Origin of the sequence: Sphingomonas sp. Leaf37, from assembly GCF_920939475.1 — a bacterium.
GTDB lineage: Bacteria > Pseudomonadota > Alphaproteobacteria > Sphingomonadales > Sphingomonadaceae > Sphingomonas.
This window is the reverse complement of the sequence record NZ_CAKLAX010000004.1, coordinates 438,519-462,739: the sequence shown is the minus strand read 5'-3', so window position 1 is coordinate 462,739 and position 24,221 is coordinate 438,519. Positions and strand designations below refer to the sequence as shown.

The following is a 24,221-nucleotide window of genomic DNA, read 5'->3' as shown; positions in this document are numbered from 1 at the left end:
ACCCGCTACCGATCGCTTCGCGCGTCGATCCAAGGTTGCACGGGAGAGGCAGCTAACCACCCAACTCGAACATAGCCCCCTCCCCTACGAAGGTCCGAGCCGCTCCGCAGGAGGAACCGTGGAGCGGGTGAAGGGAACACGCCATAAGCGTACATTCCTGAAGGCTCGCGTCTAAGAGCGGAGCGTCCGCTTACGCCCAAAATCGGCCATTCAGCCACAGGGGCCAAGCCCATCGTTCGATGTCAATCGGCTTTGACTGGCGGTTGGCGCTCTGTAGGGAGCCTGATGCCAAGCGATGCGGCGCACCATCGGATCGCTCGCCAGTGGGCTTCGGACAAACCTCCTCGTTGCCTACGGATTTTGCACACCGACCGCTTGTCTGGCGCAAAATATACCACAACTTCTCGACCGTCCGCGGCATGTCGCGCTCGCCATTCCAAACGACCACCGGGGTCCGAGCTTGTTGGGTCCTGAGAACTCCATGAGGTTAGCCTCTCCGCTTCTACCAGGGCGTTGGCAAACGCATTCGCTTCGATCGTTGCTGGGCGCACAATCTGCTCAGCTATTATACCTTCACGAGCCGCGGCGGGATCATCGAACCTTGCGATTACTTTCGCGTCTATCGCTGTGACAGAAAGAATGATAAGGCTAGCAATCATTTTACAATCTCCGTGCAGAAAATCGAAGGCCCCGAGCGGAGCGCCTATTCTCTGCCCAACTGATGTAGACCGCACATGTCCAGATAACATGCAGGAATGATCTGCTACACGTCCTTTTGTTCAGAAGCGGCCTGTCCGCTATCCACCAACTTCGGACATAGCCCCCTCCCCTACGAAGGTTCGAGCCGCTCCGTAGGAGGAAGCGGGGAGCGAGTGAAGGAAACACGTCGAAAACGTACATTCCTGAAGGCGCGCGTCTGATTGCCAAATCGCCCCCCTCGGTCACGAGCCGCCATACTTCTCTGCCCTCCTAAGCGAGGTTTTTTTGCCCAGCTAGCGCAGGCTTGCCCCTCGACACAATAAGACATTGGTCCGAGTATGCGCCAGGTCCGCCGTCCGCGACGGTGGTAGATTATGGACAGGAGGATGAATGCGGCGCGAAGTATTGATCAGAGCGATTGATCGAGTTTTAGCCGATCTCCGAGAGACTGAAATCGCGGACTTGGTCCGCGGCGCCGTCCAGTCACGAGGAAACGAAAAAGGCTTCCAAATACCACTGGGAATTGTATTGGATTACATCCAACGGACGACAGCATATTCTTCGGCAGAGGATGAGGTTGTTGAAATATTAGGACTAGATAGCGCGAGGAGCATCGATTTCTGGCAAGCAGCGATTACTTCGTTCGAAGCCTCTTCATTCTACGATCTATTCTCTTCGATTAATAACGCGACAGCATTTCTTCCGCGAGTGGCGAAACTCCTGAAGCGGGAGTTTGACGATGTCGCCCCGACGGGGTCAGCGGTATCAGCAAAGTTGACCGGCCTCGAAAAACAAACTGTAATCTTGACAGATGAGGATGGTGACCTTCAGTCATCACCAGATCGTCTAGTGCAAGTGCTTCAATCAATTTCAATACTTTATTCGTCTATAGCAGATGTTCTGAATATAAAAACCGGATCTATTGCTGTCGTGAGCATGGATTCCGGAAGTGAGAAGGCCTTCGAGTTCCTGGGCGTGGATGCGATCATCAAAGAGGTCCGCGAAACACTACTCGTTATTTACAACACAATAACATTTCATCAGCAAAATAAAGCTGCTCGCAACTTAGCATTGGTTGCCGAGGCCCTACCTATCCTCGAAAGACTCCGCTCAATGGAAGCGGATGCGCCTCAGGACGCGGAACGGCTAGGCAGGCTACGGCACAACATTCTCGGATCTGTAGAGAAGTTTGTAGACAGTGGTGCATACATTCCAGAGATGAACCAATCGGAATCTCTTGCTCCGCAGCTTCTCATGAAGCCGGAGCAAAAATTGCTTACGGGACCCTCAGATACAAGGTCAAATCCCAGCGCCACGATAAGACAAGACACGCAGGGGCACGAAAGCACTCAGAACCGTGTTGACCACACTGACTTTACCCCCGAAGAGCTTCGCCGCGCAGCAGAGCTACTAAGAATGAGCAAGCCTTCAGAGACTGAAACCGAACGGGACGTACCACCCAAGTCACGACGACCGCGGAACCCGAAAGCCTCTTGATCATGGCGTGGGGTGCCCTTCCTCATCCCACGCTACTTGCGAAGCGCAATAATCGTCCATCAGCGGACATACCCCCCCCCTTTGCGACGGTTCGAGCCGCTCCGTGCGACGGCGGGGGGAGCGAGTGAAGGGAACGCGCCACAAGCGTACGTTTCTTAGGGCACGAGTCTAAGCCGAAGCGTTTGCCGCCGCCGACAGTGATGCGGCACAGGACGCTACCTAGCCGCACTAGCTCATCTGCTGTCACCTCAGCCGTGGGTTTGCCGACGGTATTTCCAGCGGCAGTGGGGCCATCACTGGTTGCGGATCGGTGGTGATACGATCCACCATGTATCCGATCGCCGCGCGCACCGCAGCATAGAGACTTAGCGCCTCGTCTATAGTATCGATGCTGTCGTCAGGATGCATCAAGGGGTTTCGATGCAGATCCTTCAGCCCCTTCAACACTTCAAGAATGCGCTGATCGCCCACTCCCTTGGTTTTCATGATATTGATGTAGTCGCCCATGTTTCTGGAAGCAGGGCGACTATCGGCCCCGGCAACTTGGTCGAAATAACGACGCAGGACTGATTCATTAGCTCTATGAAAATGGAACGCTGCCGCCGTGGGAAGTTCGAACGCAAGGCATCTCGCTGCTGACCGGATATCGGGGACAGCCTCGGGCACCTTCTCCTTCAACGCTGATGGAAAGAGGGTTTCGCCACTCTCCGTTAGTATTGCCGTATCAAAGCCACCCTTCTGCGACACGTAGTATAAGTCTGCGGTTTGCAGAATGGCCTTTAGGATCGCTTCAAATTGGGAAAACTCGGTCTTTAGACCGGATATTTGCCAAGATGGTATAACCTCGTTGTAGTCGACATGCTCGCCAAAATCAGGTGCGATCCGCAATAAAGTTGCGATCATATTCGTTGCCGGCTGAATAAGCGATCTAAGAGCCGAACTAAAGATGCTTCGGTACACGAAGTCGCTTAAGGTCCCTCGGGCCGTAACGAGATCGAACATCAACTGAATGCGAGGGGTATCCGCGGCGGCCAGCGAACTGATGGCGTTTAGCTGGCCGCCCAGCTTATACAGATAAGTGCCATCAACCTTCAGCATGTCGGCCCTCCATTTCTACCGACCGATAAAGGCTGTTTGTCGAAGGTGCAATGCGAGCACCGGTTGCCGTCGGCGAAAGCCATGTGATGTCAACACACGGCCTATCTATGAATGACGCGGAAAGCCGTCACTTTCTCCATCTGCGAACCCCCGAAATACCGTGAACAAACGGGGAAACGCAGCGATTTTCACCGGAGCAACACCGGAGCCGTTAGATGAGCCGATAGGGCCGTGGCACATAGTCGCGGATGATCAACTCGCCCGCCAACTGCGCCGCACCGGACGCGATCGTGTAGGTCACGTCGACGTGCTCAATCTCGAACGCGGCGAACGTGTCACGCGCTCCTGGCGTGTCGTTGATCGACAGGATGAAGTGACCCTCGATCGCCGCCAGCTGCTGCGCGAGGCGCTCGAAGTCAGATCTCGCGAAAACGCCCGGACCGTAATCGCCTTCGCAGTCCCAGTAGGGCGGATCGAGGTAGAACAGCGTGTCGGGGCCATCATAGCGCGTGATGACATCGGCGTATGACAGGCGCTCGATCACCACTCCCGCGAGGCGTTCGTGAACGTCCTCCAACATAGGCGCCAGCTTCATTACGTCGAAACGTGCCGGCGCATCCCGACTTACCCCAAAACTCCGGCCGTGAACCTTGCCTCCGAATGCGAGACGCTGAAGGTACAAGAATCTGGCCGCCCGCTCCAAGTCGGTCAAGGTCGTCGGCTCTACCTTGATCAGGCGCTCGAACTCGGCGCGGCTCGTTATTTGCCACTTCAGCACGTCCATGAACGCCTGATAATGACGCTGGAGGATGCGGTAGAGACAGGCAACGTCCCCCGAGATATCGTTCATAACCTCTACGGCAGGTCGTCGCGGACGGCGCAAGAAAACTCCCCCCATACCCACGAACGGCTCAACATAGGTGCGGTGCGGTGTCTCGCTGATTAGATCGCAGAGCCGGGCTGACAGATTGCGCTTGCCACCGATGTACGGCGCGACCGGACTTACCGGCCGCACATAGCTTAGATTCGACTCCATTGATGTTTGCTCGCAAAGGAGCCCCGCCTGTTGCGCAGGTGCGGGGCGTAAGCGGCTAGGCCAGCCGCGCGTGACGGATCTCCAGTCCGTCGGTTGCCGTGTTACAGCACGGCACCCCCGCTCGGCCATCAGCCGGCGGACGTGTTCGAATGGAATGTTGCAGGCAGGCTGAAACCACCTGCCCTAAGAGTTGGCGTCTACTGACTGTTTGCGAAGGGGTCTTTTTCGATATCTTCGTATCGCTTTCGCTCTCGTTCCTCTCCGCGTCTCAAGCCATCAACGTGGGCTAGACAGCGCTGGACTGCGGACACCGCCGCCGCGCTACCTTCGAGTGTTAACCGATCGATTAGCTTTTCGCCTTTGTAGACGTGCAGGTAAGTCGATCTGACAAAGTGCGGCAGAAAGTCCTCATTCATCGGCTGAATGAATCCGCGCTTCCCTGCGTTAGCAGTTCCTTTTGCTAATCCACCATCGTAGCTAACGCCATCGAGCCTAAACGATAAATCCTTGTATTCTTTTCCTTCAACAGCAGACCAGCCGTCGTTCAAAACCATGAGCATCACGCCTTTATCCCTGCGCAATGCTAGACTTAGTACGCTTTCTCCCGGTCCTTGGTACTCTGACCAAAGATAACAAAACTCGTCACCTTCATGTATCTCAAAGCCACCTGCGTCGGGCCAATCCCTAGCGGCAGCCGGAGCGGCCAACATGAGCAACGCACTGATCAAACGCTTCATAACACCCCCTGCATGCGAATCACTGACAGGACAGCCTAGCGACCGCCTGACTTCAATCATCATTCGCTGAGCGTGAGGCGGACAATCAATTGCATCGGGAAATTCGGTTATCCGCTCCGGCGACGCGACATCGGCGCCGGCAAGCGGACACGCTTCTCCGTTGAGAACATACGCGGAACATCTATATAACCGGAGCACCTCGATTCTCCGGAGACACCCGCATGAACATGCCTGATCGCTATGCCGATGAACCGACCCCGTTCGGGAAGTGGCTTATCCAACAGACCGGGCGCGGCGGGTTCGTCGGCGATCTCGCCACCAGTGCGTCTCGTGACCGCAGCTTCCCACGCGCAGGAACCGTTGAGGACGCCCGCAAATGGCTTCAGGGCAGCCGCGCCAGCGGCGACGACTGGGAGGCGCTGGAAGACGCGGAGAGCGCATGGCTGGCGTCGTGCTGAGGGGCACTGCCAAGCCACGGCTGGGGAACCCCGATCCACGCGAGGCGCTGGCTACGGTGATCGACGCGAGCAGGGACAGCTACGCCGCGCTATCCCGGATGCTAGATCGACCACCCAGCTATCTCCGTCGGTTCGTCACCCATGGTGTACCTGTGGCACTGCGGCCGGACGAACACCGGCGCCTTGCCGACTACTTTGGACTGACCGAACGGCAACTTGGTATCCGCGACCTCTGGGCGCACCAGTCGTGAGACGCGTCACGCGCGAGCAGCTTCGAACCAACATCTGGGTCGCTCTGTCGGTGCTGAAGCCATACGAGAAACGCGCCCTAAGTCTGAACGTCGAGAGCGTCCGCAACAGCGTCACCGACGAACTGGTCCGTCGTATCATGGGGGCGCCGGAGAGCGAGACGGTCATGCTGCAGCCCGACATGGTCGGTCCTGTCCATGGTCCGACGCACGGCAAGTGGGACATTGATGAGCCTCATCCTCATCCCGAACTGGTTAGACGCAGCAAAGCCTAGCCGCCGGTACAGCCCAGCGGGACGGCACCGGTAGCCAGTACGACCGCCACACAACGGCGCTCCTGCTTCACACCTCCAGCCCGAACGTTGCCACGCTCCACCGCCCCGATCGCCTCCACCAGACGATCGAGCACCTCGGCCAGCCAGCCGCGGTCGACCGCCACCAACTCGCCCGACAGCTTGCCGGTGATCGGCTTCAGTCGTTCAACCCGCGTCAGATCAGGGGAGAGCGTCGGCAGCATCGGCCGCTCGATTCGCGCGAGCGATGTCGGCGTTGAGCGTGTCGCGCATGCGCTCGACAGGAGCGGCAGGCAGAGGATCACCGGCAGCAGCAGGCGGAACAGTGTCGATCGCATCGCGCAAATCCTTGATGGTCGCGGCAACGGCCGCGGTGGAGAGAGCATCGGCACGGCTGACGCGCCGGCTGATGGATTCGGAGACGACGGCCGCCTGCCGCTCATCGGATCGGGCTTCGACGATCCGCTCACCTCGATCGTGCTCGGCAGCGGCGGTCACATCGGCGCGGCCGGCGCGGCGGCCGGCGCGTCTGGTAGCATAGAACGCCGCGACGATCGCCAGCACGATCAGCAATCCGGTGATGATCCGTGCGCGGGTCATGCGGCAAGCGCCCGCACGCAGATCGCCCGCTCACGCGCGCGGCGGTTGACCAGACCCTGCACAACGCGGCCGCCGGCCTTGTTGAAGAGCGGGAAGCGGTCGCAGCCTGCCCGCCACTGCCTTGCGTTCCACAGCCGGGCGATGCTCGACTTGCACACGCCGGCAGCGCCGATGTTGTAGGACAGCGAAACCGCCGCGATCAGCTGGTCGGGGCGGCCGTGGATTGTCGGAATGCAGCGGATGATCGGCTCGGCATGCGCGATCAGTTCCTCTTCCAGCATGGCGTTGCACTGGGTCGGGGTAAACCGCATCCCCATTCTCACGCCTCTGGTGATGCCGTCGCAGGCGGTCGGCACCTTCACGATGTCGAGATAGGCATCGAGGTACTGCTTGCCGGCGACATGCTGGATTGCGATCGACTGATCCGCCTGCACCGTGGCCTGCACCGTGCGCCCGCTTTCCTCTTTCGGCACGAGCACGAACAGCGCGGCCGCCGCGACGACCGAGCCGATCACGCCGGCCAGCGTCTTCTTCGCCGGCTTCTTACTGGGCGTTGCCATCGAACGCCTCCTGCACCTTCGCAGCCACCTTCGGCTGAGGGATAAGCCGCGCGACCAGCGCTGCGAGGAACAGCAGGAAGGGGATCGACTTGCCGACCTGTTCGGGCACGAGTGCCTGCACATCGTCCGGCAACGCATTCCACGCCTGCAACAAGGCATCAGGAGTGAGCGCAGCCCACCCCATCAGCACGGCCCCGATCGCGGACAAGCGAACGGACCAGAGGCGCCATGACTGGCGCCAACCGTCGATCAGTTTCATGATGTCTCCTGTTATGGCGGCTACCGGCCGCCCGCGGTCAGTGGCCCCGGCGGGCCCAGAAGAATTGCCGCGCCTGCTGCCGGCGCAGCTTGGCGCTCTCCACGGACGATTCCGCGCTGATCACCAATCGCTCCAGATCCTGTTTCGGTGGAGGCGGCGGAAAGGCGCGGCGCAGAGCCGGTTCGATAAATTCCGTCCGAACCCATCGACGGTTGGCGAGCAGCCGCTCGGCCGGGGCGATCGCCAGCACCAGCGCGCCGATCAGCATGACGATCATCCCACCGTCGATCATGGCGCCTTGCCCTTCGGCTCTGCCATCATCTCCAGCTTCACCTCGATACGGGCGAGGCGTAGATCAAGCTGCTGAAGCATTTCGGTGCGGGTTTTCGCATCGGTGCGTGCGTCCGCCTCCAGCTGATCGATGCGCTTGGTGTGATCCTTCAGTGTGGCGAGATAGCCCCCGCTCATCTGCACGACGCCTGCAATGACGATGATGAGCGAGATTACCGGCACGAACGGCGCCCACCAAGGCGGGGGATTGACCGGCGCGGTCACGCGTGACCACACCCCGCGGCCGAGCCGGCCGCGCAGATGTTCTTACCCATGGTCCTGATCCTCAGCCGTGCTGCACGTCAACCCACGGCCGACCCTCGCGGATCGCCCACACCTTGCCGAGGCGGCGTCGGTACTGGTCGAAGGTGATGTCCGCCTCCGCTATCGCCCACATGGTTATGCCGCCGTCAGCGGTGTTCGTGGCGATCAGGTAGTCGCCTACCGCAAAGTCACCGGCGATGTTGACTGGCACCTGCCCGGCGAAGGCGATGCGGTCGACGCACTGACGGGCCTTTTCCAGATCGGCTTCCCATGCCGGCAGGTCGACCTCGTATGCCGCCTTCGCCGCCTCCCATCCCGCGTGTGCTTCCCCGTGCGCGGCGAGGAGGCCGGGGAATGCCGCCACGGCATCGTTATAGGCGGCGTGCTCGCTCATCAGTGCGTCCTGCGCGGCGCTGGCAGCGAAGAACACGGCGGCCCGCGCCGTGAAGCTTTCGTCGTCCTCGCCGTCCTCACGCGGAGTAAGGACCGGCTCGGGAGGCAGGGAAGCGGGCGCGATCGGCGCGACTGGTGCGACCGGTGCTGCGCCGGGTGCTTCGGGCTTCGGTGGCAGATGATCCGCCCAGCTGTCACCGCCGACGTATGCGGGATCGGTCGACTTCACGACGAAACTCTTTGCCGCCGCCCAACTTTTCGTCAGCCTGCCATCGGCATCAACGCCGCAAACATCGCCCTTGGCGATATGGCCGCAGCCGTTCGACTTGAGCATGTACTCGGCATAGTCGGCGCCGCTGGCATTTATGGTCCCGCCCGCGTTGATCGATCGGCCGGTGACAGCACTGGACGCTACCTTTGCTGCGCAAGCAGCGGCCGAACCTTGCTGTCCTCCGCCACTATAGAAAAACGCGCTGCCAGCGGTCAGACCCGACACATTGAGGACGGGGACGCCATCACCCTGACCACGAGCGATCGTGTGGCATGGGGCGTTACTCACCCCCACGATCATGCTACCCGTCGTGTCCAGCTTTAGCATCGGACCGGTGCCATCCTTGAAGATGCCAAACGCGTCCTCATCAACGCCGAGGATGTCGACACCAACGCGCCATCCGATGCCCGTCCGCCCGGAGAAATAGACCTGAGTGTTCCGGTCCGTCGTTGCCGTGTTCTGGATCGTCAGCACGTTCGCGCTGGGACGAGAGATGTGAAAACTGGTCGCGGGAGTCGCGGTGCCGACGCCGATGAACCCTTGGCTTCCATCGACCCGGAACATTTCAGTCGTACCGTCAGGCTTCGTGACGCGGAACGTGCCAGCCGTAGCCAATCGCGGTCCGAATTGACCGTCCCACATCGTGAGGACTTCATTAGGGCTGCCTAATACAGAAATGCCTTTAGTGTTCTGGAACGTGGCATTTCCCGAGCCGTCGAATATGGCGCGTTCAACGCCACCGGTGACCACTGCAAGCGTATTGCTTCCCGTCTTTGCGAACCCCGTATCCTGGTCACTGGCGAAGCGCATGCCCGGTGTGGCTGACGTTCCATCGGAGAACATACCTTGCCCGATCGTATCGAGGATGCCGCCAAAGGTGTTCTTGAAGCCCGAGAACGCCAGCGCGAGATCGCGCGCGAAGCTCGCCGTCGGCGCAATCTTGTAGCCTTGCCCGCCACCGCCCGGCCCCTGATACGGCTCGGCAAGCGTCAGCTGGGTGGCCGATACGATCGCCGCGACCTCGTACGACCCACGATCCGGTCCGACGAAGATCTCGCCGATCTTCACGTTCGAGACAAAGTCGGTGCCGGCGCCGGTGACGGTGGCAGAGCCATTCGTCACCGCAACCGTGCCGTTGCGATACCATGCCATATTCTTGCTCCAGTAGAAGACGCATGCGCGTCAGGCGGTCAGGCGGTCAGGCGTTGACCCATTCGAAGATTGCCGAGCCGGTCCAGTCGGACGAAATGCCGCTGCTCGGCGGCCCGGTGCGGGTGCTGGTGACGATGATGTTGCCGAGGCCCGTGCCCGGGTTGGGGAACAGCTGACCGGACAAGGCGAGCACGCCATCCTCGATCGCGCCGGTGGCCGGGTCGACCGAGCACGGAGCTTCCGCGATCAGCTGCGGGCCTGAGCCGTAGTTGACGAAGAACGCGAGCCGCCACGTGCCGGCGACGCCACCGCCACCGTTGGTTGCGGCCGCGCTGGTGATCCGACCCGTGATCCGGAACCTGCCGTTCGGTGGGAAACCGGCGGACACGGTCGTAATCGTCGTGGTCGCGTTGCCGCTGCTCGACGTCGAGCCGTTCAGCACCACCTGCTTGATCCGGTTGGGGCCGCTCACCGACGCCTCGATATTGGCACCGCCGATGTATGACTGACCATCGGCCGCCTGCGCCCAGCGGCTGTTGGCGATCGTCTCCTGCCCCAGCGGTATCGTGGCAAGACCGAACCACTCGGCAAGGTCGTTGTTCGCGCCGAAGATAGCACCGCCCCGCTTCTCGTAGGCGCCGGCACGGAAGATGATGCGGCCGGTCCCCATCTTGAGGTCGGTGTTGATGAGGTTGAGGCTACCCGGCCCTTCTTCCGATCCGATCAGCTTGTAACCGGACAGGTTGCCGTTGATGTCGATCGCCATCGTACGGGTGCCGGTGATCTTGCCGGTTGCCTCGACGATCGCCTCGATCTTCTCCTCGATCGTCACCCCGTTGCCGTTGAGGCGTGCGGCCACCTGCCGGATTGCCTCCGCCCGTGCTTCGTTGTCGTTCGCCTGCACCCGGACAAGGTCGGTGACGCGCGCGTCGACATCGAAGATGCGCTGGTTGTTGGCGCTGTCGCCGGCCTCCCGCGCGGCGTTCGCATCAGCGATGCCCTGCGCATTGAGGCTGTCGCCGGCGACGATCGCCCGACCGTTACTGTCGAGGCCCGCCTGAAGGCGCTCCTCGCCAGCTGCCCGGCTTTGCTCGGCCGCGGTCGCAACCTCGACGGCCTTGGTCGTTATGGTAGCCCGCACCTCCGTCAGGGATTGCGCGCTGGCTTCCCGGTCGCTCGCCACCGCTTCACCCAGCGAGGTCAGTTCGGCACGGGTTTTGGCCAGGCCGGTGGCGGGATCGTTCACCTTCGCTGTCAGCTGCCCGAGGTCGCGCGCCGTGGCGCCGTTCGCGTCGGCCGCGGCCTTCCGGTCGGCCGCGATGCTGGCACCGGTCACCGGCGCGCCCGTGGTCGGATCGAGCAGCCGCGCATCCATCACGTCGAGGCGCTGGACGACTACGCGGTTCTGCTCGGCCGTCAGTTCCGCTAGCGCCACGATCCGGGCGCTGGTGGCGCGCAAGCCCGTCGCCGCATCGTTGAAGGCCGCTTCCAGCGCATCTTGCCGGCTGGTGAAAGCTCGCTGCGCATCAGCAACCACCTTCGACGTGGTGACGATCGCCGCCTCGGCCGAGCCGATGCGAGCGAGCAGCGCCTGCCGCGCGATGGCCTCGGACAGCTGCCCGGCGACGAGGGTGGTCGAGAACTCGGTCTGTATCTGCACCAGCTGCGCCGCGCGCGTCTGGTTCGACACTTCTCCGGCTGCGAGCGTGCGCAGCAGCGCCTCGGCATCGTCCTCGTCGGCGCTGACCACCTGCCGGATCGTCATCTGCGTGGCTGCGATCCCCCGGCCTGCGGCGATCGACGCGATGTCTAGCCGGCCGATCGACGCGGCCTGATCGTCCAGCGCCACGCCCTGCGCATCGACACGCTCGGTCAGGGCTTCGTCGGCGGCAACCGACGCCCGGCGATTGCTGACGACGGTCGCCAGCGTTGCGGCAAGGCCGGTGTTCGGGTCGCTCAGCTCGGCAGTGATCTGTTCAAACTGGTCGACGAACGCGGCGTCCCGATCGGCCGCAGCCTTCAGCCCCGCCACCAGTGCGGCCCGCGTCGCCGGCAGCCCGGTCACCGCATCGTTGACCACCGCCGCAACGGTGTCGATCCGTTCGCCAATCGCCTCGTCCGCCTCGGCGCTGGTACGCTCGACGGCGTTGATCCGGACGCGGGTCGCCGCCAAGCCGGTGATCGGGTTGGCAAAGCCGACCTCCAGCGCGTTCAGCCGATCGCCGTAGGCGCCCGTCGTATCCGCCAGTACCTTGGACGTGGTGACGATCGCCGCCTCGGCTGCGCCCATGCGGGCAAGGATCGCCTGACTGGCAGCGGCCGATGCCGCCCGATCCGCGACCAGCGTGGTCGTGAAGTCGGTCTGGATCTGCACCAGCTGCATCGCGCGCGTCTGCGCTGCCTGCTCGCCGTTCGCCAGCGCGCGCAACATGGCCTCGTCACTATCGTCCGCCGCGCCGATGACCTGCCGGATCGTCATCTGTGTCGACGCGATCCCACCGGCCGCGCCAATCGATGCGATCTCGAGGCGGCCTATCGCGGCGGACTGGTCGCCCAGCGTCACACCCTGCGCATCGATGCGCCGCGTCATGGCATTGTCGCGGGTGATGCTGGCCTGCGATTCGGCGAGCACCGTCGCCGTGGTCTGGTCGATCCGCACCGACAGCGCGGTGCGCGCCAAGGCCTCGGCCGAGAAGCCGTCGACCATCCGCGTTGACAGTTCCTGCCGTGCTTGGGCGATCTGCGTCACCTGATAACGGGCGGCGTCTTCGCCGGCCGCCAAGGTCCGCAGCAGCGCGTCTGCCGTGTCCTCAGCAACGGCGCGTGCCTGCTGGACGGATACGACGAAGCCGGCGGTGTCCGGCAGCGACGTCAACGTCTGCTCGATCTGGCTGGTGCGCAGGCCGATCTGGTCGACGATGTCGGCATTCGCCTTCAGCGCGATCTGCCCCTTCATCGCGTTTACGTCGATCTCGGTAGCGCGGGTGCGCGTCGTCAGGGCGGTAAGTTCGGCAACCGAGGCCTTCAGCGCTACCGCAGCGTTGAAGCCGTCAATCTCGCTTTCGGCCTGCGTGAGGCGCACCAGAATGGGTTCGAGCTGCGCGACCTGCTCCGGGTTGAGCACCGCCAGGGCGAGCTGCTCGTTGACGTAGTTGACGCTGGCCTTCGTCGACACGACGCCCTTCACGGCGTCGAGCGTCTGCTCGACAGTGGAGGTGCGATCCTTCACCTGGTCGATGGCTGTGATGCTAACCCGACCTGATGCCGAATCGACGACGATGCCGGCATCGCGCAGCACGTCGCGGATGCGGGCGCTCTCCAGCAAGGTGCGCAGCAGTGCCTCTTCGATCCGTCCGACCGCCTCATCGGCTCCGCGCTGGGCGGCGGCCTGATCGGCGACGACACCGTCGAGCGCTTCCAGCGCTGGCGTCAGCCGCTGCTCGGCCAGCTTCAGAGCCGAGATCTCCGCTTCGGCCGGCGCCACCCGATCGACCAGCGCGTCGATCGCCGCATCAGCGTCGACGCGGGCATCCTTCAGAGCGGATATGTCGGTGGTGATCGGGTCGAACCGCGCCTCGATCGACACGATCTTGTCAGTGGCCGCGACGATCTGTTGCGCCGGCCGACCACCAACAGCGTTCGTGTCCTTGGCGATATTATCACCCGTCACGTCCGCATTGTTCGCCGGCTTGGTGCCGTCGGGATCAGCGATATCACCCCAATTCACCCCGGCGCCGAGCGGCGCGACCTTTGCTGCGACGCTGAGCCCTTCGATCGAGAGAGCCAGCTTGCTGACCGTCTCGCCCACCTCGATCGAGAAATCTTTGAAAAAGCCGTAGATGGTCAGGCAATCCAGACCTGTCTGCCCGATCCAGAGCGACGGCCGCGCTCGCACTGCCGCAATCCGGTTCGCAACGACATCGAGCGAGGACGTGGCGATCAGCGCCTTGGCTGACATGCGCTTGGCGAACGCCCGCTGGACGATCGTCACCTCGCCGAAGTCATCAACCTCCTTACGGCTGTAGTCGGTGATCCCGGCCGTGGGCGAGGCCTCTGTGATGCCGAGCGATACAAGGCGGCCGGCCAGCAGCGTACCCACAGATACACCGCCTGCGCCGGTGATCGTTACCCGGATCGCGGCGCCGCTACCGGGCAAGTCGAGGAACGTCAGCGCGCCACCGGCAACAGCCATCGTCCGATCGTAGCTGCCGCAGCGAACTCGCACGGCCGCGCCGACGACATCGAGCAGCGCCAAGCCCGTGCTGGCACCTGCGTTGAGTGTCACGTCGATCGAGCCGGCCGATCGGGTCACCGACCCGAGGGCCTGATCAAACATCGCCCAACGATTGGTAGGCGCCACGTCCAGCCACTTACCCGACGCCGCGGCCGGATCGTTGCCGAGATTACCGGCAATCATGCTCTCGTAGACACGGTGCGTGGTTGCGAGGATGACTCGCGCGCCGGCAGCATAGCTGATGCCGCTCACCCAGGCGGGATGATCGGCTTCGTCAACGTTGCTGGCGGCCAGCACCGCGTCCGATACGTCGATCGGCTGCAACAGCTGGAGCGTAGACGGCAGGCCTTCCGGCGCGGGATCAAGGCCCGGATCAACGAAGGCCTCGCCATCCGCCAGCCCCTCGACCGTCAGCGTGCAATAGGCGAGCGGCGGCACCGCCAGATCAACCGCGAAATCCTTGTAGAACCCGCGGAACGACAGGCTCGCGAACCGGTCGTCGGCGACCCACATCGCAGGGGTGGCGCGCAGATCGGCGAGTCCGGCCTGAAGCACATCGACGCGGTCGAACGGAACGCCTAGCCGCACCGACATGCGCCGGGCAAAGCCGCGCTCGACCACCGTGGTCACCCCGAAGTCGTCGGTGACCCGCCGGCTATAGTCGACGATCCCGACCGTCGGCGACGTTTCGGTGATGCCGAGGTCGACGGCCGAACCGTCGTCGAGAACAACCCTCATGCGGCACTCGCTACGGCAATGGCCTCGCCACCGCTCGCTGCGGTGACATCCTCAAGCCGCCGTGCAGTTCGGCCGGTGTTCCCGGCCGTAGCGGCATGGCCGGCATTGTTGTCGAGACGCAGTTGTTCGATCTTGTCCGTCAACTCGCGAATGCGGTCCACCGTGTCAGCCGCGGCGGTGGGAGCCGGAACGACGGCTTTAGTGCTGGCCGTATCGAGGACCATGGCCGTCGTAGATACCGGTGCCGTCTTGGTGACGGCCCCGACGACGCCATAGGTTGCTTCTAGCGCCGCGGCCGTCTGCGCCTGCACGCGGGCCAGTTCCTGCCGGCTGGTCGCCACGTCGGCCGCGGCCTTGAGCAACGCTTGACTGAGTGCTGGCAGGCTCTTGGCCGCGTCCAGATCACCACCACGCGCGGCCGCATTGGCAGCGTTGAACTGACCCATCAGCGAGGCGAGACTGTTCCCCCCGCCCGCGTCGGTCAGCCCACGAATACGCTTCACCTCGTCAAGGATGCTGTCGCCAGCACTAGACCAAGCGTCGGCCAGTTCCTTCGCGGCCGCAGCGGCCGCCTGCGCGTCCTGCACCGCATAGATTTGCTCCTGAAGGCCACGGTTGCCGGCGTCGAGCTTGGCGAGTTCCAGCGCGCGGAGGGCAGCGGTATCGCCGCGCAATTCGAGCAGCTGCCTCTCCAAATCCTGCCGCTCGGCTGCGACATCGGCTGCGCTCTTGGCACCGGACAGGGCGGATTGCAGGCTGGCGAATGCAGGCGCCAGCTGGAGTAACGTCGCGTAAGTGGCCTGCCCGGAGGTCGTGGTGAGGTCCTGCGCCTCGACCAGCTGCCGGAAGCTCGCCAATGTGCCGGGCATGACCAAACCCACGCTCGCGAACACACGCTGCATCTGGGCAGCCTGCGCGGCCGACTGCTCGGCCTTGGTGTAGTAGCTGGTGAAATAGGCATCGACGGCGCTGGTCAGATCGCCGACGCTGTCGAACTGGTCGGCCAGCCCAAGCTTAGCGTCGATCGACATCGCCTGCGCGCTGTCGCCGAGCAGATCGAGCGACGTCGACACTGCCTCCAGCGTGGAGGCCACACGCACCAGCGTCTCGAACGCACCCTCGCCCGCCTTTTGAAACCGCGAGATGCCGGGAAACGCCGCCTCGGCCATACCATCGGCCGCCGCTCCGAACACCGCCTCCAGCTTCTCCTGAATCTGCGTTCCCGTGAGGCCTTGGAGGTCGATCTTGCCGATGTTGACGACGAAGCCGTTCAGCCGCGCTTGAACTGCGGCGGTCGCCTCGCCCAATGGATCGGCCGCCTGAGCGATCGATGTTGCAAAGCTGCGCAGGATGAGGGCAAATTGGTTTTCGAGACCGACATCCGCATTGGCGTATTGCGTGGAATATTTGGTGCTGGTCGTAATGCCGAACAGCTTCTTCTTCTTCTGGACGTCAGAATAGGTCGACGCGTCGAAGCCGCCGGACATGATATCGCCAACCGACTGAGCGCCGGCATACAGACCACTGCCAACGACAGTGGTCTTGGTGCCGAACAGCGAGGCGAGCGCCCCACCGAACACCGGCACGATCGCCTTCAACACCGACCCGACAGCGTTCGTCTTGAAGCCTTCGGTGACCCCGGCCGAGGCGTCGATATTGCCCGATCGCACCAACACCGATGCCAATCCCCCGATCTGGTTATCGATCGATCGCAGCGAGCCGGCCATTTCACGGGCAAACACGCTGGTCACGGTGTCGACGTCGCGCAGCTGGTCGATCGACCGCTTGAGGCTTTCGCTCTTTGCGTCGGCGTCGCCCAAGACGGTGCCGGTCCCTGTGTTCGACGTGGGCAGCGTGTTCTTGCTAGATCCAAATCCGCCCGCGATGCTGACGCCGATCGAAGCCAGCGCGGCCACGGTGGCAGCACCTGCCGCGAGGTTGAGCGGGAACGGCAGGCTCTTGATCGCATTGACAACCGCTTCGGTCGCGCCGGCCGCGGTGCGCGCGACGCTGTTGGCGATTTTGCTGCCAGTCTCGATCGCGTCGGTAGCAATGGCGCGGGCGGAAAGCGCGAATTGCACCAGCCGGAACGCCTTTTCGGCACCAGCCAGCATCTGGTAGCCCGACGATCCTTCCTTGAAGAACCCCTTGGCCGCTGATGCCATGTCACCGAACGCTGCAACCTGCGCACCCGACGATACGAGTGCAAACCGGGCATTCTCTCGGTCCCGGCCCGCCTGTGACGTAGCCGCCTTCATCGCCGCCTCATGGGTCACGCGAGCGCGCTCCTGCTGCGCGCGATAGTCGGCGAAGATCGACGTCATATCGCCAAGAGCCCGGCCGGCGTCGCCGAAGGCGTCGGCCATGCCGCTGGCGGCCGACGAAACGTTCTGCGCGATCAGGTCCCAGCGATCGGCGTTGAAGGTCAGCGCATCGTTAAGGTCGCGGGTGGCCGCAGCGGTCCGCTCGGTTTCGTCGGCGATCTGCACCTGCTGCTCGATGTAACGCTGCCGCAAGGCCGGATCGCGGAACTTGGCCTCGGCATCCTGCGTCGCCCGGATGGTGGCGAGGGCATGCACCCGCTCGGCATCAGTGGCGCCGATCAGGCGCAGTTCCTCGCGGAGTTCGGCCAGGCGGTTGGAGCCGCTGGTCATGTCCGTGTCGAACTGGCGGCGTTCTTCGGCAACGGCGAGCCGCTCGCGCTCGGCACGCTGGTCAGCCAGCGCCTTGGTGGCGCGCGTCGCCCCGTCAACCAGCCCACGCTGCTGCGCCGCCTCAATCGCGGCGAGCAGCGGGAGATCGGCGATCTGATCCTGCACGATCTGCGATGCCCGCTCGGCAGGCACCAACCCGGCAGCGACCATCGCGTTGACCCGCTCCTGAGCAGCCGCCTGATCCCGCACGCTGGCGGTCGCCTTGGCAGCGTCAGATACCCGCTCGGCGATAGCCAGCTGCACCTCGCGAGACACGGCCGCCTCGACGTCGCCACGTTGCTTGATGGCCCGGCTCTCGGCCTTGACCCGCGCTTCCGCGACGAGCGCCGCGGCGCCCGACACGCCATAGGCGTCTGCGAGGGCGTAGAGGTTGCGGATTTGCGCCTCGATCGCCTGCGCATCGCGCGCGAGCGCCTCGGCGTGCCGATCAGGCTTGTCTTTCTTGTCGGTCCGTTCCTCGACGATCTTGTCGCGCTGCTTCTTCAACCGCTTTTCAGCACTGCCGATGATGTTCTTCTCGATGTCATCACCGATGCCCTTCATCCACGCCCGTGCGGCCTTGGTCTCGGCAGCGACATTCTTCCCGAAGGCCGCGCCAGCTTTCTGGCCCGCGCCGGCATAGGCGGCGACCGCAGCGTCGATGCCCGGCGTATCGATCTTGACCCGGTCGATCTGGCCGAACAGATCGGTGCCGATCAGCGCGTTGGCGCCCTTCGCCAGTGCATTGACGCGGTCGATCGCGCCATTGATCATCGCCTCGATCGCCACGACGGTGGACTTGGCCGACCGGCTGACGACGTCGCCGATCGCCGCAGGCAGCAGACCCCATACCTCTACGATGCCCTTGTAGCCCCCGACGAAGTACCCGTAGATCTCAGCAACGAACCCGGCGACCTGCTGAGCATCGTTCGGACCGAACAAGTAATCGACCAGCTTCTTGCCCTTGCCCTTGGTTTCGAGCCGGTCGTTGAGCGTCTTCCAGATGCCGCCCATGACGTCACCCGCAGTGATGCTGACGTCCTTTAGCTCCTTCATTTCTTTTTTGGTCAGGCCGAGACCCTCCGCGTACTTCTTCATGTTCGCGGTCTTTTCGAGTTCCTTGTTCCAGCGGTAGAAGGCAACGCCGGCAACGGACGCCATGGCGATCAACGGCAAGCCAGCCACGACGAGGCCGCCGATCTGACGCGCGAAGCCTTTCATGCCGCCCTCTGCGCCCTGCGCGACCTGAACAATCTGGCCGATCTGGGTGCCGAAAATCTGCATCGGCGATGCGCCCGACATGGCCATGGTGGCGACGTCGTTCACCTGAAACGATAGCTGCTGCATGGTGTGACCAGCACGCTTGCTTGACCGTTCGGCCTCGTCATGCGCCGAGGCGGTCTGTCGCATTCGCTGGGCGAGCACGTCCTGCTGCCTGATATACTCGGCCTGCGGCGTGACACCGGCATTGTAGAGGCGCGTCGACTCCGCGATCTCGGCATTCAACCGACTGGTCGCGGCATACAGCGGATCGGTCGATGCGCGCAGCCGCTCCAGCGACGCGACATCTGCCACCTGCGCGGCGTGGGACGCCTGCACCATGGCCGCGAGCCGGGCATGTTCGTCGGCATGCTGGCGCGCGGCAGCCGCGGCGAGGCTGGTCGCGCGGGCCTCATCCTCGGCAGCCTTTGCGGCAAGGGCGCTAAACGACGCACCTGCATCCGTCGCACGGGGCCGATCCTGCCCGTTGGTGCGATCGAGCGCCGCCTGCAAGCGAGCGCGCTCCATCAGCTGGGCGTTGACCAAGTCGAGCGCGCTCGCCTGTTCGCGGGCCGCCGTGGCAGCGGCCGCCATATCGGCAGCCATCCTGTCTTCTGCTAGGCTCGACTTCGCCGCAGAAAGGGTCCGTGCGGCTGAAAGCAAATCGTCGGCAAGGCCGCCCACGCCCAGTTCGGTCGCTTTCAGGGCAAGCGCCTCGACCTTCATGTCGCGCAACTCTTCGCGGGTTTTCCCTGCTGCGGCGGCCTCGCGGATCATCGCCGCAACCAGCTTGTCGACCTCTTTCTCCGTCCGGTTGATCTCGCGGGTCGTGGCGGCCGCCTCACGCGATGCGGAGGGGCCGAGGATAGACATGCCGGCGGTGCGGCCGACCTTTTGTGCGAGCGCGTCGGCCGCAACGCCCGCGCCTGCCATAGCCGAGCCGACGGCCGTCAGGTCACGCGCGGCTGCATCGGCGAAAGCCGATACGCTCTTGCTGGCACCGGCCAGCTTGACCATGCCCGACGTGCCGCCTTCGATCCGATTGGCGTTGGCGAGGATTTTACCCTCTGCCGAGTCCATCACAGCCAGCAACTGCGCCACCTGACTAAAGGAATCGGTCGGATCGATGGTGAAATCGACACCTAGGCCAGCACCGTCGTCATCGTCGAACATGGCGGCACCCCCTCGATTGACGGCCGTCGGGCCGGTTGATGGTCAACCGAGCAGCTTCATCAGCTCGGCTTCTTCGTCTTCGCGCTCGCGTGCAGTTGGGGCCGCGTGCCAAGGCGGCGGGCAGGTCTCATCCTCCGCACGGCGCCCTTCGGCGACGTAGGCGGCGGACAGGCGGCGCAGCAGCCGCGCCTCCCACGGTTGGAGCGGCAGCCCGCACCGCGATGCCCAGGCATCGATTTGGAGCCAACTGATCGGGCCGACGCCCATTCCCATCGCCTCCGTCAGGCCGATCTCGATCAACCAGTCGGTGAGATGCGGCGCCGGGTTCGGCGGCATTCGTGGATTGATCTTGCGCCGCTTGAGGTCGTCGATGCGGCTGAGACGGGGTACGTCCGTCTCGGCCTTGGCGCGCTTGCTGCCGGGTGGCGGCTTCGGCGTGGCATGAAGCCACGCCAGCTGCCGCACCCAGAGCGTCAGGCGGCCGTCGACGCGGCGCTGAAGTTTCCCCAGTCGCCGACGAACTTCGACACCTGTTTCGCGATGAAACCGAGCCGCTGGTCGGAATAGACGGCGCGGAACAGGTCTTCGCCGGTCAACGACGGGCTGTCCTTGGCAGCACCTTCGGGCCGATACTCGAAATTCTCGAAGCTGACGGTGATCGCCGCGAGGTCTTCGGCGACTGCCTTGGCGCGTTCTTCCGGGGCCGCGGCAACGACCTTGCCGTCGTTGTCGTCCATGCGCTTGAGCGCGCGGGTCGACTGGCGCGATTCGACAACGCCATAGGCGGCCGAGCCGGGGCCGTGGACGTGAATGCGGATCGGCAGCTTGCGCGCGGTGTCGGCGAACAGCAGTTCACCGGTTGCGCTCTTGAGGTGCAGGGCAGCGGTCGTGGCGACCGCCAGCGTGGCGATGTTGAACATGATTTGATCCTCGCGGGGGATGGCGCACCGACCCGCCCCGCTAACCCGCGACGAGCGGGGCGAGCCGATGCAAATGGAAACCGGCGTCGCGGGCGCCGGGAGGGGGTTGATCAGGAGGCGGGGTCGCGGACGACCTTGGTGCAGATCTCGACGGTCGGGGTCGCCATCATCACCGGGTCTGCACCCTCGACGGTTTCCGGCCAGCCGAAAACGCGGCCCTGAAAGTAACGCTTGGCACCGCTCTGGTAGGTCACGCGGACCGAGTAGAGCGCGTTCGTCTCATCATCGGCCGCGGTGCGGAACAGCATCTGCCCGACGTCGGCTTCATCAAGCGCGAACTTCGGCTGGAGCGAGCCATAGTCGGCACTGCCCTTCAGCTTCTGTTTCGGCCCTTTCAGCGGCTGGAACTCGGTTTTAACGAAGGTCGCACCGATCGTGCCGATGCCCTCGCAATTGCCAGCCTCGGTATAGGTGAGCGCGGCGAAACCGGCTTTGTCCTGAGTGGCGGGGGCGGCAACCGAAATCGCGATTGCCGAACCCGCTCCGGTCTGAAGACCCATGTGCATGCTCCTGTTCTATGAGCCGGTGATGACCGGCGGGTCAGTCCTGTCGCGGGCAGGAAAGAGAGTTAGGCGGCGGTGGTGTCGGCCTTGGCCGTCCGCGGCTTCTTGTCGGACGCGGCACCGGCGGCCACGTAGTTGGCGACACCGGGTTCGCCCGTCACATCGTCGCCGAACTTGAATGACTTTTCGGACCCGGCGTCGTTGAAATCGCGGGTCGCGTAGAACTTCTTGGCAGTCGACATCGTGGCACTCCTCACGCTGGCGCGTCGAAACTGACGCGGAAATCTTGTGTCTGTTCGAAGCTGTTGCCCGGCCCCAGGACGCTGGGGCCGAGGCCGGCCGTGCGGACCGACACGCGGAAACACTCGGCCAGATCGCCCGTCTTGCCGTGGCAGGCGGCCCTGATCGTCCTGATCGCAGCCTTGCGGTCGCGGACGCTCGCGGCGCGGACGGTGACGGCTATGCGCTCGCTGCTGCGGATCAGCGCGCCCACCTTCAGGGGCTGTCGATCCGTGCTGCTGACCGTCCGCAGCAGCACCGCCGTCAGCGTGACGCCGTCCGGCAGGCGATCCTCTTTCAGGCCGCCGCGCGCCGCGATGGCGGCCATCGTCGGATCGGCCAGCAGCAGTTCGGTGACGATCCCCGTGCCGCTCACGTATCGTCCCCTTCGTCATTGCCGATGATGCCTGCGCGGCTCACCCGCGAGTTGATGTACGATTGCGCTGCTGCCAGCGCCTCTGCTCGCGTCGTGTCGAGCGCCGGCCGCAGGAACGGATGCGCCGTAGCGCCCGGATGGTAGACCGAGGCGCCGACCGGCTTGCCGTTGATGACCAGCGTCGCATGAAGCGCAGCGTCGCCATCCTTGATCCTGCGGTTCACCCGGCGGGTCGTCAGGCCCTGCCGCTGGCCATCGTCAACGGTGATGAAATGCGGGTCGGTCCCGTATTCCAGCCAGCGACCCACATAGGCGCCGGGGCCGTCCAGCAGCACGCGCGCGACGATCAGGCCCTCGCGCTTCTTCGACCGGACCTTGATCGCATCGGCGATCAGTACCTTGGCGCCCCCGCCGGCCTCCGCAACACGGCCACCAAGCCGCACCTTTGCCTCCCCGGCGATGACCTTGGCGCCGCTGCGCGCCGCGCCGGGCAACACGCGCCTGATCAGCTGCTGCGGAAGCTGTTCCATGCGGCCGCGCCAGCCGGCGCCGCCCCGCCGCTTGGCCATCAGGCCGAATTGCCCGCGGTCGAATAGTCCTCGACCATGAACTCGATGCCGACCTTGGCTCCCAGTTCAGCGGGGCCGGCGACGATCTGCATGACACGGTCGCGGTAGACGAAGCGCATGTCGGGCGTGATATTGGTCCGATGGCGCATCCTGACGCGTGCCGGCCGTGTCGAGAGGTTGATCCCCTCGGCCAGCTTTTCGCTGCGGCTGGGCAGGACGTCCTGAATGTTCGCCCATACCTTCGCGACAAGCCGCCAATCGCGCGACCCGGCCGAGTCCGGCGCATTGTCGATCAGCGGCGCTTCGATCCGGATGCGCTTGTTCAACGATCCCGCCGGCAGGACAGCCATCACGCATACAGCCGGTAGGGCGTCACCAGATTGGTGACGGCCGTGGTGATGGCGACCGGCGCGTCGACGTCCCGGTTTCGGTAGGCGTTGCCGACCATCAGCAGGATTACATCGCGGATCGGTGCCGGAACCTCTGAATAGCCGGCGCGATATCGCACCGTCAGGGCGTCATCACGAACAAGCACGCCTGACCAGACCGGCGATCCTGCCGAATACAGGACGTTGTCGACCAGATCGTAATCCGCCGCCTCGGCCTGCCGACGAACGCGATCCCGACCAAGCCACGACACTGCATCAACGCCGATCACCGGGCCGCACGGCAGGGTGAGCCGGTAAAGATCGTCGAACCCCGAGAAATGGGCGTCCAGCACCTGTTCGCCCAGGCAGCGGCCAAGCCACCCATCGGGACCGTCGAGTTGTGCTGTTGCCGAGGCGATCATCGCCTCGACGTCGTCGCGTTCGTCGTCGTCGCTATCCAGCTTCAGCCGCGCGACCGCGTCTTCAAACGATACGACCGGCTGAGGCGGGGTAACGACGACGACACGCATCGTGTCAGCCCTCGCCGCGAAGAGCGTCTGCGCGGGTCACGCGGGCGGCGCGGATCGCGGGAATGATGTCGGCCTTCTGGGTCTTGCCCGTCAGGTCGATATTCTCTTCCTCAGCAACCTTCTTCAGCTGCGGGATGGACTTGCCATCGAGACCATCGGCGCGGTCGTCATCGCCGGCCCCGCTACCGGTGCCGCTCGATTCCTCGCCGCCCGTGCCCCCCGCGCCGCCTTCGCTCTGCTCGAATGCCTCGGCGTTCGCCAGCGCATTCCGGCGCTCGCGGTGACTTGCGATGCCATCGCGCAGATCGTCATCGGACGCGTCCGCAATCTGCTGGCGGGCAATGGCGAAGGCGATGTTTTCGAGGTGTTCGCGCGTCAGGACGCCGAGCGGCAGATCGTCCAGACCATCCAGCGGATCGACCTCTTCATCACCCAGACAGCCAGCGTCCGTCAGGCGCTTCCGCTGCTTTTCGCTGGCGGGCATGAAGGTATCGCCCGGCATGAACCGCTTGCCGCTGGTCTCGTCGACCAGTTCAGCCGTGACCATGTAATGCTTCATGACGCTCTCCTGATATGATCGGCGGGGGCGTCAGACCCCGCCGGCATGGTGTCCGGGTTCGTTG

25 protein-coding genes are annotated in these 24,221 nt (G+C 63.8%); 4 read left to right on the top strand and 21 right to left on the bottom strand.

Annotation, left to right across the window (positions count from 1 at the left end; translation table 11 throughout):
• Positions 1-1,089 precede the first annotated feature (1,089 nt).
• On the top strand, positions 1,090-2,196 hold the full coding sequence (locus LRA87_RS16010; RefSeq protein ID WP_230781586.1) for a hypothetical protein: 1,107 nt from the start codon (positions 1,090-1,092) through the stop codon (positions 2,194-2,196).
• Between the two features lie 243 nt (positions 2,197-2,439).
• Here LRA87_RS16010 and LRA87_RS16005 read toward each other — a convergent pair whose 3' ends face one another.
• The 3 genes from LRA87_RS16005 to LRA87_RS15995 all read right to left on the bottom strand — a co-directional run bounded on the left by LRA87_RS16005 (position 2,440) and on the right by LRA87_RS15995 (position 5,067).
• Positions 2,440-3,294, bottom strand: coding sequence for a hypothetical protein (locus LRA87_RS16005; RefSeq protein ID WP_230781585.1), 855 nt, complete (start codon positions 3,292-3,294; stop codon positions 2,440-2,442).
• A gap of 211 nt (positions 3,295-3,505) precedes the next feature.
• A complete protein-coding gene (locus LRA87_RS16000; RefSeq protein WP_230781584.1) occupies positions 3,506-4,330 on the bottom strand; it encodes a DNA adenine methylase in 825 nt (274 codons plus the stop codon).
• Between the two features lie 197 nt (positions 4,331-4,527).
• Positions 4,528-5,067: a hypothetical protein gene (locus tag LRA87_RS15995; RefSeq protein ID WP_230781583.1), complete on the bottom strand. Its 540-nt coding sequence runs from the start codon at positions 5,065-5,067 to the stop codon at positions 4,528-4,530.
• 221 nt (positions 5,068-5,288) lie between these two features.
• Between LRA87_RS15995 and LRA87_RS15990 the strand changes: the two genes are divergently transcribed.
• From LRA87_RS15990 to LRA87_RS15980, 3 genes are read left to right on the top strand one after another with little or no spacing between them, the layout of a single operon-like run.
• Positions 5,289-5,525, top strand: a complete 237-nt coding sequence (locus LRA87_RS15990; protein ID WP_230781582.1) for a hypothetical protein — start codon at positions 5,289-5,291, stop codon at positions 5,523-5,525.
• Positions 5,519-5,776, top strand: coding sequence for a hypothetical protein (locus LRA87_RS15985; RefSeq protein ID WP_230781581.1), 258 nt, complete (start codon positions 5,519-5,521; stop codon positions 5,774-5,776). The genes LRA87_RS15990 and LRA87_RS15985 overlap by 7 nt, the downstream gene beginning before the upstream one ends.
• Positions 5,773-6,048: a hypothetical protein gene (locus LRA87_RS15980; protein ID WP_230781580.1), complete on the top strand. Its 276-nt coding sequence runs from the start codon at positions 5,773-5,775 to the stop codon at positions 6,046-6,048. The genes LRA87_RS15985 and LRA87_RS15980 overlap by 4 nt, the downstream gene beginning before the upstream one ends.
• Here LRA87_RS15980 and LRA87_RS15975 read toward each other — a convergent pair.
• The 18 genes from LRA87_RS15975 to LRA87_RS15890 all read right to left on the bottom strand — a co-directional run bounded on the left by LRA87_RS15975 (position 6,045) and on the right by LRA87_RS15890 (position 24,157).
• On the bottom strand, positions 6,045-6,290 hold the full coding sequence (locus LRA87_RS15975) for a hypothetical protein (RefSeq protein WP_230781579.1): 246 nt from the start codon (positions 6,288-6,290) through the stop codon (positions 6,045-6,047). The genes LRA87_RS15980 and LRA87_RS15975 overlap by 4 nt on opposite strands.
• Positions 6,268-6,666 carry a hypothetical protein gene (locus tag LRA87_RS15970; protein ID WP_230781578.1) on the bottom strand — a complete coding sequence of 133 codons (399 nt, stop codon included), beginning with the start codon at positions 6,664-6,666 and terminating at the stop codon, positions 6,268-6,270. The genes LRA87_RS15975 and LRA87_RS15970 overlap by 23 nt, the downstream gene beginning before the upstream one ends.
• Positions 6,663-7,226 (bottom strand): lysozyme, encoded by a 564-nt coding sequence (locus tag LRA87_RS15965; protein ID WP_230781577.1) that lies wholly within the window; start codon positions 7,224-7,226, stop codon positions 6,663-6,665. Before LRA87_RS15965 ends, LRA87_RS15970 begins: the two co-directional genes overlap by 4 nt.
• Positions 7,210-7,485, bottom strand: coding sequence for a DUF7940 domain-containing protein (locus LRA87_RS15960; protein ID WP_230781576.1), 276 nt, complete (start codon positions 7,483-7,485; stop codon positions 7,210-7,212). The genes LRA87_RS15965 and LRA87_RS15960 overlap by 17 nt, the downstream gene beginning before the upstream one ends.
• A 37-nt stretch (positions 7,486-7,522) precedes the next feature.
• Positions 7,523-7,777, bottom strand: coding sequence for a hypothetical protein (locus LRA87_RS15955; RefSeq protein WP_230781575.1), 255 nt, complete (start codon positions 7,775-7,777; stop codon positions 7,523-7,525).
• Positions 7,774-8,040: a hypothetical protein gene (locus LRA87_RS15950; RefSeq protein ID WP_230781574.1), complete on the bottom strand. Its 267-nt coding sequence runs from the start codon at positions 8,038-8,040 to the stop codon at positions 7,774-7,776. The genes LRA87_RS15955 and LRA87_RS15950 overlap by 4 nt, the downstream gene beginning before the upstream one ends.
• Positions 8,041-8,101: 61 nt before the next feature.
• Positions 8,102-9,895: a hypothetical protein gene (locus LRA87_RS15945; RefSeq protein WP_230781573.1), complete on the bottom strand. Its 1,794-nt coding sequence runs from the start codon at positions 9,893-9,895 to the stop codon at positions 8,102-8,104.
• Positions 9,896-9,941: 46 nt separating this feature from the next.
• A complete protein-coding gene (locus LRA87_RS15940) occupies positions 9,942-14,867 on the bottom strand; it encodes a hypothetical protein (protein WP_230781572.1) in 4,926 nt (1,641 codons plus the stop codon).
• The gene (locus LRA87_RS15935) at positions 14,864-19,993 is read right to left on the bottom strand and encodes a phage tail length tape measure family protein (RefSeq protein ID WP_230781571.1); all 5,130 of its coding nucleotides are present in this window, start codon (positions 19,991-19,993) and stop codon (positions 14,864-14,866) included. The genes LRA87_RS15940 and LRA87_RS15935 overlap by 4 nt, the downstream gene beginning before the upstream one ends.
• Positions 19,994-20,035: 42 nt before the next feature.
• Entirely contained in the window at positions 20,036-20,458 is a 423-nt protein-coding gene (locus tag LRA87_RS15930) for a phage tail assembly chaperone (RefSeq protein ID WP_230781570.1), read from the bottom strand.
• An 8-nt stretch (positions 20,459-20,466) separates the two neighbouring features.
• Complete coding sequence (locus LRA87_RS15925; protein ID WP_230781569.1) at positions 20,467-20,913, bottom strand: hypothetical protein; 447 nt, start codon at positions 20,911-20,913, stop codon at positions 20,467-20,469.
• Positions 20,914-21,023: 110 nt separating this feature from the next.
• Positions 21,024-21,473, bottom strand: a complete 450-nt coding sequence (locus tag LRA87_RS15920; RefSeq protein WP_230781568.1) for a hypothetical protein — start codon at positions 21,471-21,473, stop codon at positions 21,024-21,026.
• Positions 21,474-21,541: 68 nt separating this feature from the next.
• The gene (locus LRA87_RS15915; protein ID WP_230781567.1) at positions 21,542-21,718 is read right to left on the bottom strand and encodes a hypothetical protein; all 177 of its coding nucleotides are present in this window, start codon (positions 21,716-21,718) and stop codon (positions 21,542-21,544) included.
• A gap of 11 nt (positions 21,719-21,729) precedes the next feature.
• A complete protein-coding gene (gene gp17, locus LRA87_RS15910; RefSeq protein WP_230781566.1) occupies positions 21,730-22,131 on the bottom strand; it encodes a tail completion protein gp17 in 402 nt (133 codons plus the stop codon).
• Positions 22,128-22,700: an HK97 gp10 family phage protein gene (locus LRA87_RS15905; RefSeq protein WP_230781565.1), complete on the bottom strand. Its 573-nt coding sequence runs from the start codon at positions 22,698-22,700 to the stop codon at positions 22,128-22,130. Before LRA87_RS15905 ends, gp17 begins: the two co-directional genes overlap by 4 nt.
• Positions 22,700-23,050 (bottom strand): head-tail adaptor protein, encoded by a 351-nt coding sequence (locus LRA87_RS15900; protein ID WP_230781644.1) that lies wholly within the window; start codon positions 23,048-23,050, stop codon positions 22,700-22,702. Before LRA87_RS15900 ends, LRA87_RS15905 begins: the two co-directional genes overlap by 1 nt.
• A complete protein-coding gene (locus tag LRA87_RS15895; RefSeq protein ID WP_230781564.1) occupies positions 23,050-23,598 on the bottom strand; it encodes a head-tail connector protein in 549 nt (182 codons plus the stop codon). The genes LRA87_RS15900 and LRA87_RS15895 overlap by 1 nt, the downstream gene beginning before the upstream one ends.
• A 4-nt stretch (positions 23,599-23,602) precedes the next feature.
• Positions 23,603-24,157 carry a hypothetical protein gene (locus tag LRA87_RS15890; RefSeq protein WP_230781563.1) on the bottom strand — a complete coding sequence of 185 codons (555 nt, stop codon included), beginning with the start codon at positions 24,155-24,157 and terminating at the stop codon, positions 23,603-23,605.
• Positions 24,158-24,221 lie beyond the last annotated feature (64 nt).

Bases quoted from the DNA above. Each gene is read 5' to 3' on its own strand.
- LRA87_RS16010 (WP_230781586.1), top strand. From the start codon at position 1,090: ATGCGGCGCGAAGTATTGATCAGAGCGATTGATCGAGTTTTAGCCGAT.
- LRA87_RS16005 (WP_230781585.1), bottom strand. From the start codon at position 3,294: ATGCTGAAGGTTGATGGCACTTATCTGTATAAGCTGGGCGGCCAGCTA.
- LRA87_RS16000 (WP_230781584.1), bottom strand. From the start codon at position 4,330: ATGGAGTCGAATCTAAGCTATGTGCGGCCGGTAAGTCCGGTCGCGCCG.
- LRA87_RS15995 (WP_230781583.1), bottom strand. From the start codon at position 5,067: ATGAAGCGTTTGATCAGTGCGTTGCTCATGTTGGCCGCTCCGGCTGCC.
- LRA87_RS15990 (WP_230781582.1), top strand. From the start codon at position 5,289: ATGAACATGCCTGATCGCTATGCCGATGAACCGACCCCGTTCGGGAAG.
- LRA87_RS15975 (WP_230781579.1), bottom strand. From the start codon at position 6,290: ATGCTGCCGACGCTCTCCCCTGATCTGACGCGGGTTGAACGACTGAAG.
- LRA87_RS15970 (WP_230781578.1), bottom strand. From the start codon at position 6,666: ATGACCCGCGCACGGATCATCACCGGATTGCTGATCGTGCTGGCGATC.
- LRA87_RS15965 (WP_230781577.1), bottom strand. From the start codon at position 7,226: ATGGCAACGCCCAGTAAGAAGCCGGCGAAGAAGACGCTGGCCGGCGTG.
- LRA87_RS15960 (WP_230781576.1), bottom strand. From the start codon at position 7,485: ATGAAACTGATCGACGGTTGGCGCCAGTCATGGCGCCTCTGGTCCGTT.
- LRA87_RS15955 (WP_230781575.1), bottom strand. From the start codon at position 7,777: ATGATCGACGGTGGGATGATCGTCATGCTGATCGGCGCGCTGGTGCTG.
- LRA87_RS15945 (WP_230781573.1), bottom strand. From the start codon at position 9,895: ATGGCATGGTATCGCAACGGCACGGTTGCGGTGACGAATGGCTCTGCC.
- LRA87_RS15940 (WP_230781572.1), bottom strand. From the start codon at position 14,867: ATGAGGGTTGTTCTCGACGACGGTTCGGCCGTCGACCTCGGCATCACC.
- LRA87_RS15935 (WP_230781571.1), bottom strand. From the start codon at position 19,993: ATGTTCGACGATGACGACGGTGCTGGCCTAGGTGTCGATTTCACCATC.
- LRA87_RS15925 (WP_230781569.1), bottom strand. From the start codon at position 20,913: ATGTTCAACATCGCCACGCTGGCGGTCGCCACGACCGCTGCCCTGCAC.
- LRA87_RS15920 (WP_230781568.1), bottom strand. From the start codon at position 21,473: ATGGGTCTTCAGACCGGAGCGGGTTCGGCAATCGCGATTTCGGTTGCC.
- LRA87_RS15915 (WP_230781567.1), bottom strand. From the start codon at position 21,718: ATGTCGACTGCCAAGAAGTTCTACGCGACCCGCGATTTCAACGACGCC.
- LRA87_RS15905 (WP_230781565.1), bottom strand. From the start codon at position 22,700: ATGGCCAAGCGGCGGGGCGGCGCCGGCTGGCGCGGCCGCATGGAACAG.
- LRA87_RS15900 (WP_230781644.1), bottom strand. From the start codon at position 23,050: ATGGCTGTCCTGCCGGCGGGATCGTTGAACAAGCGCATCCGGATCGAA.
- LRA87_RS15895 (WP_230781564.1), bottom strand. From the start codon at position 23,598: ATGCGTGTCGTCGTCGTTACCCCGCCTCAGCCGGTCGTATCGTTTGAA.
- LRA87_RS15890 (WP_230781563.1), bottom strand. From the start codon at position 24,157: ATGAAGCATTACATGGTCACGGCTGAACTGGTCGACGAGACCAGCGGC.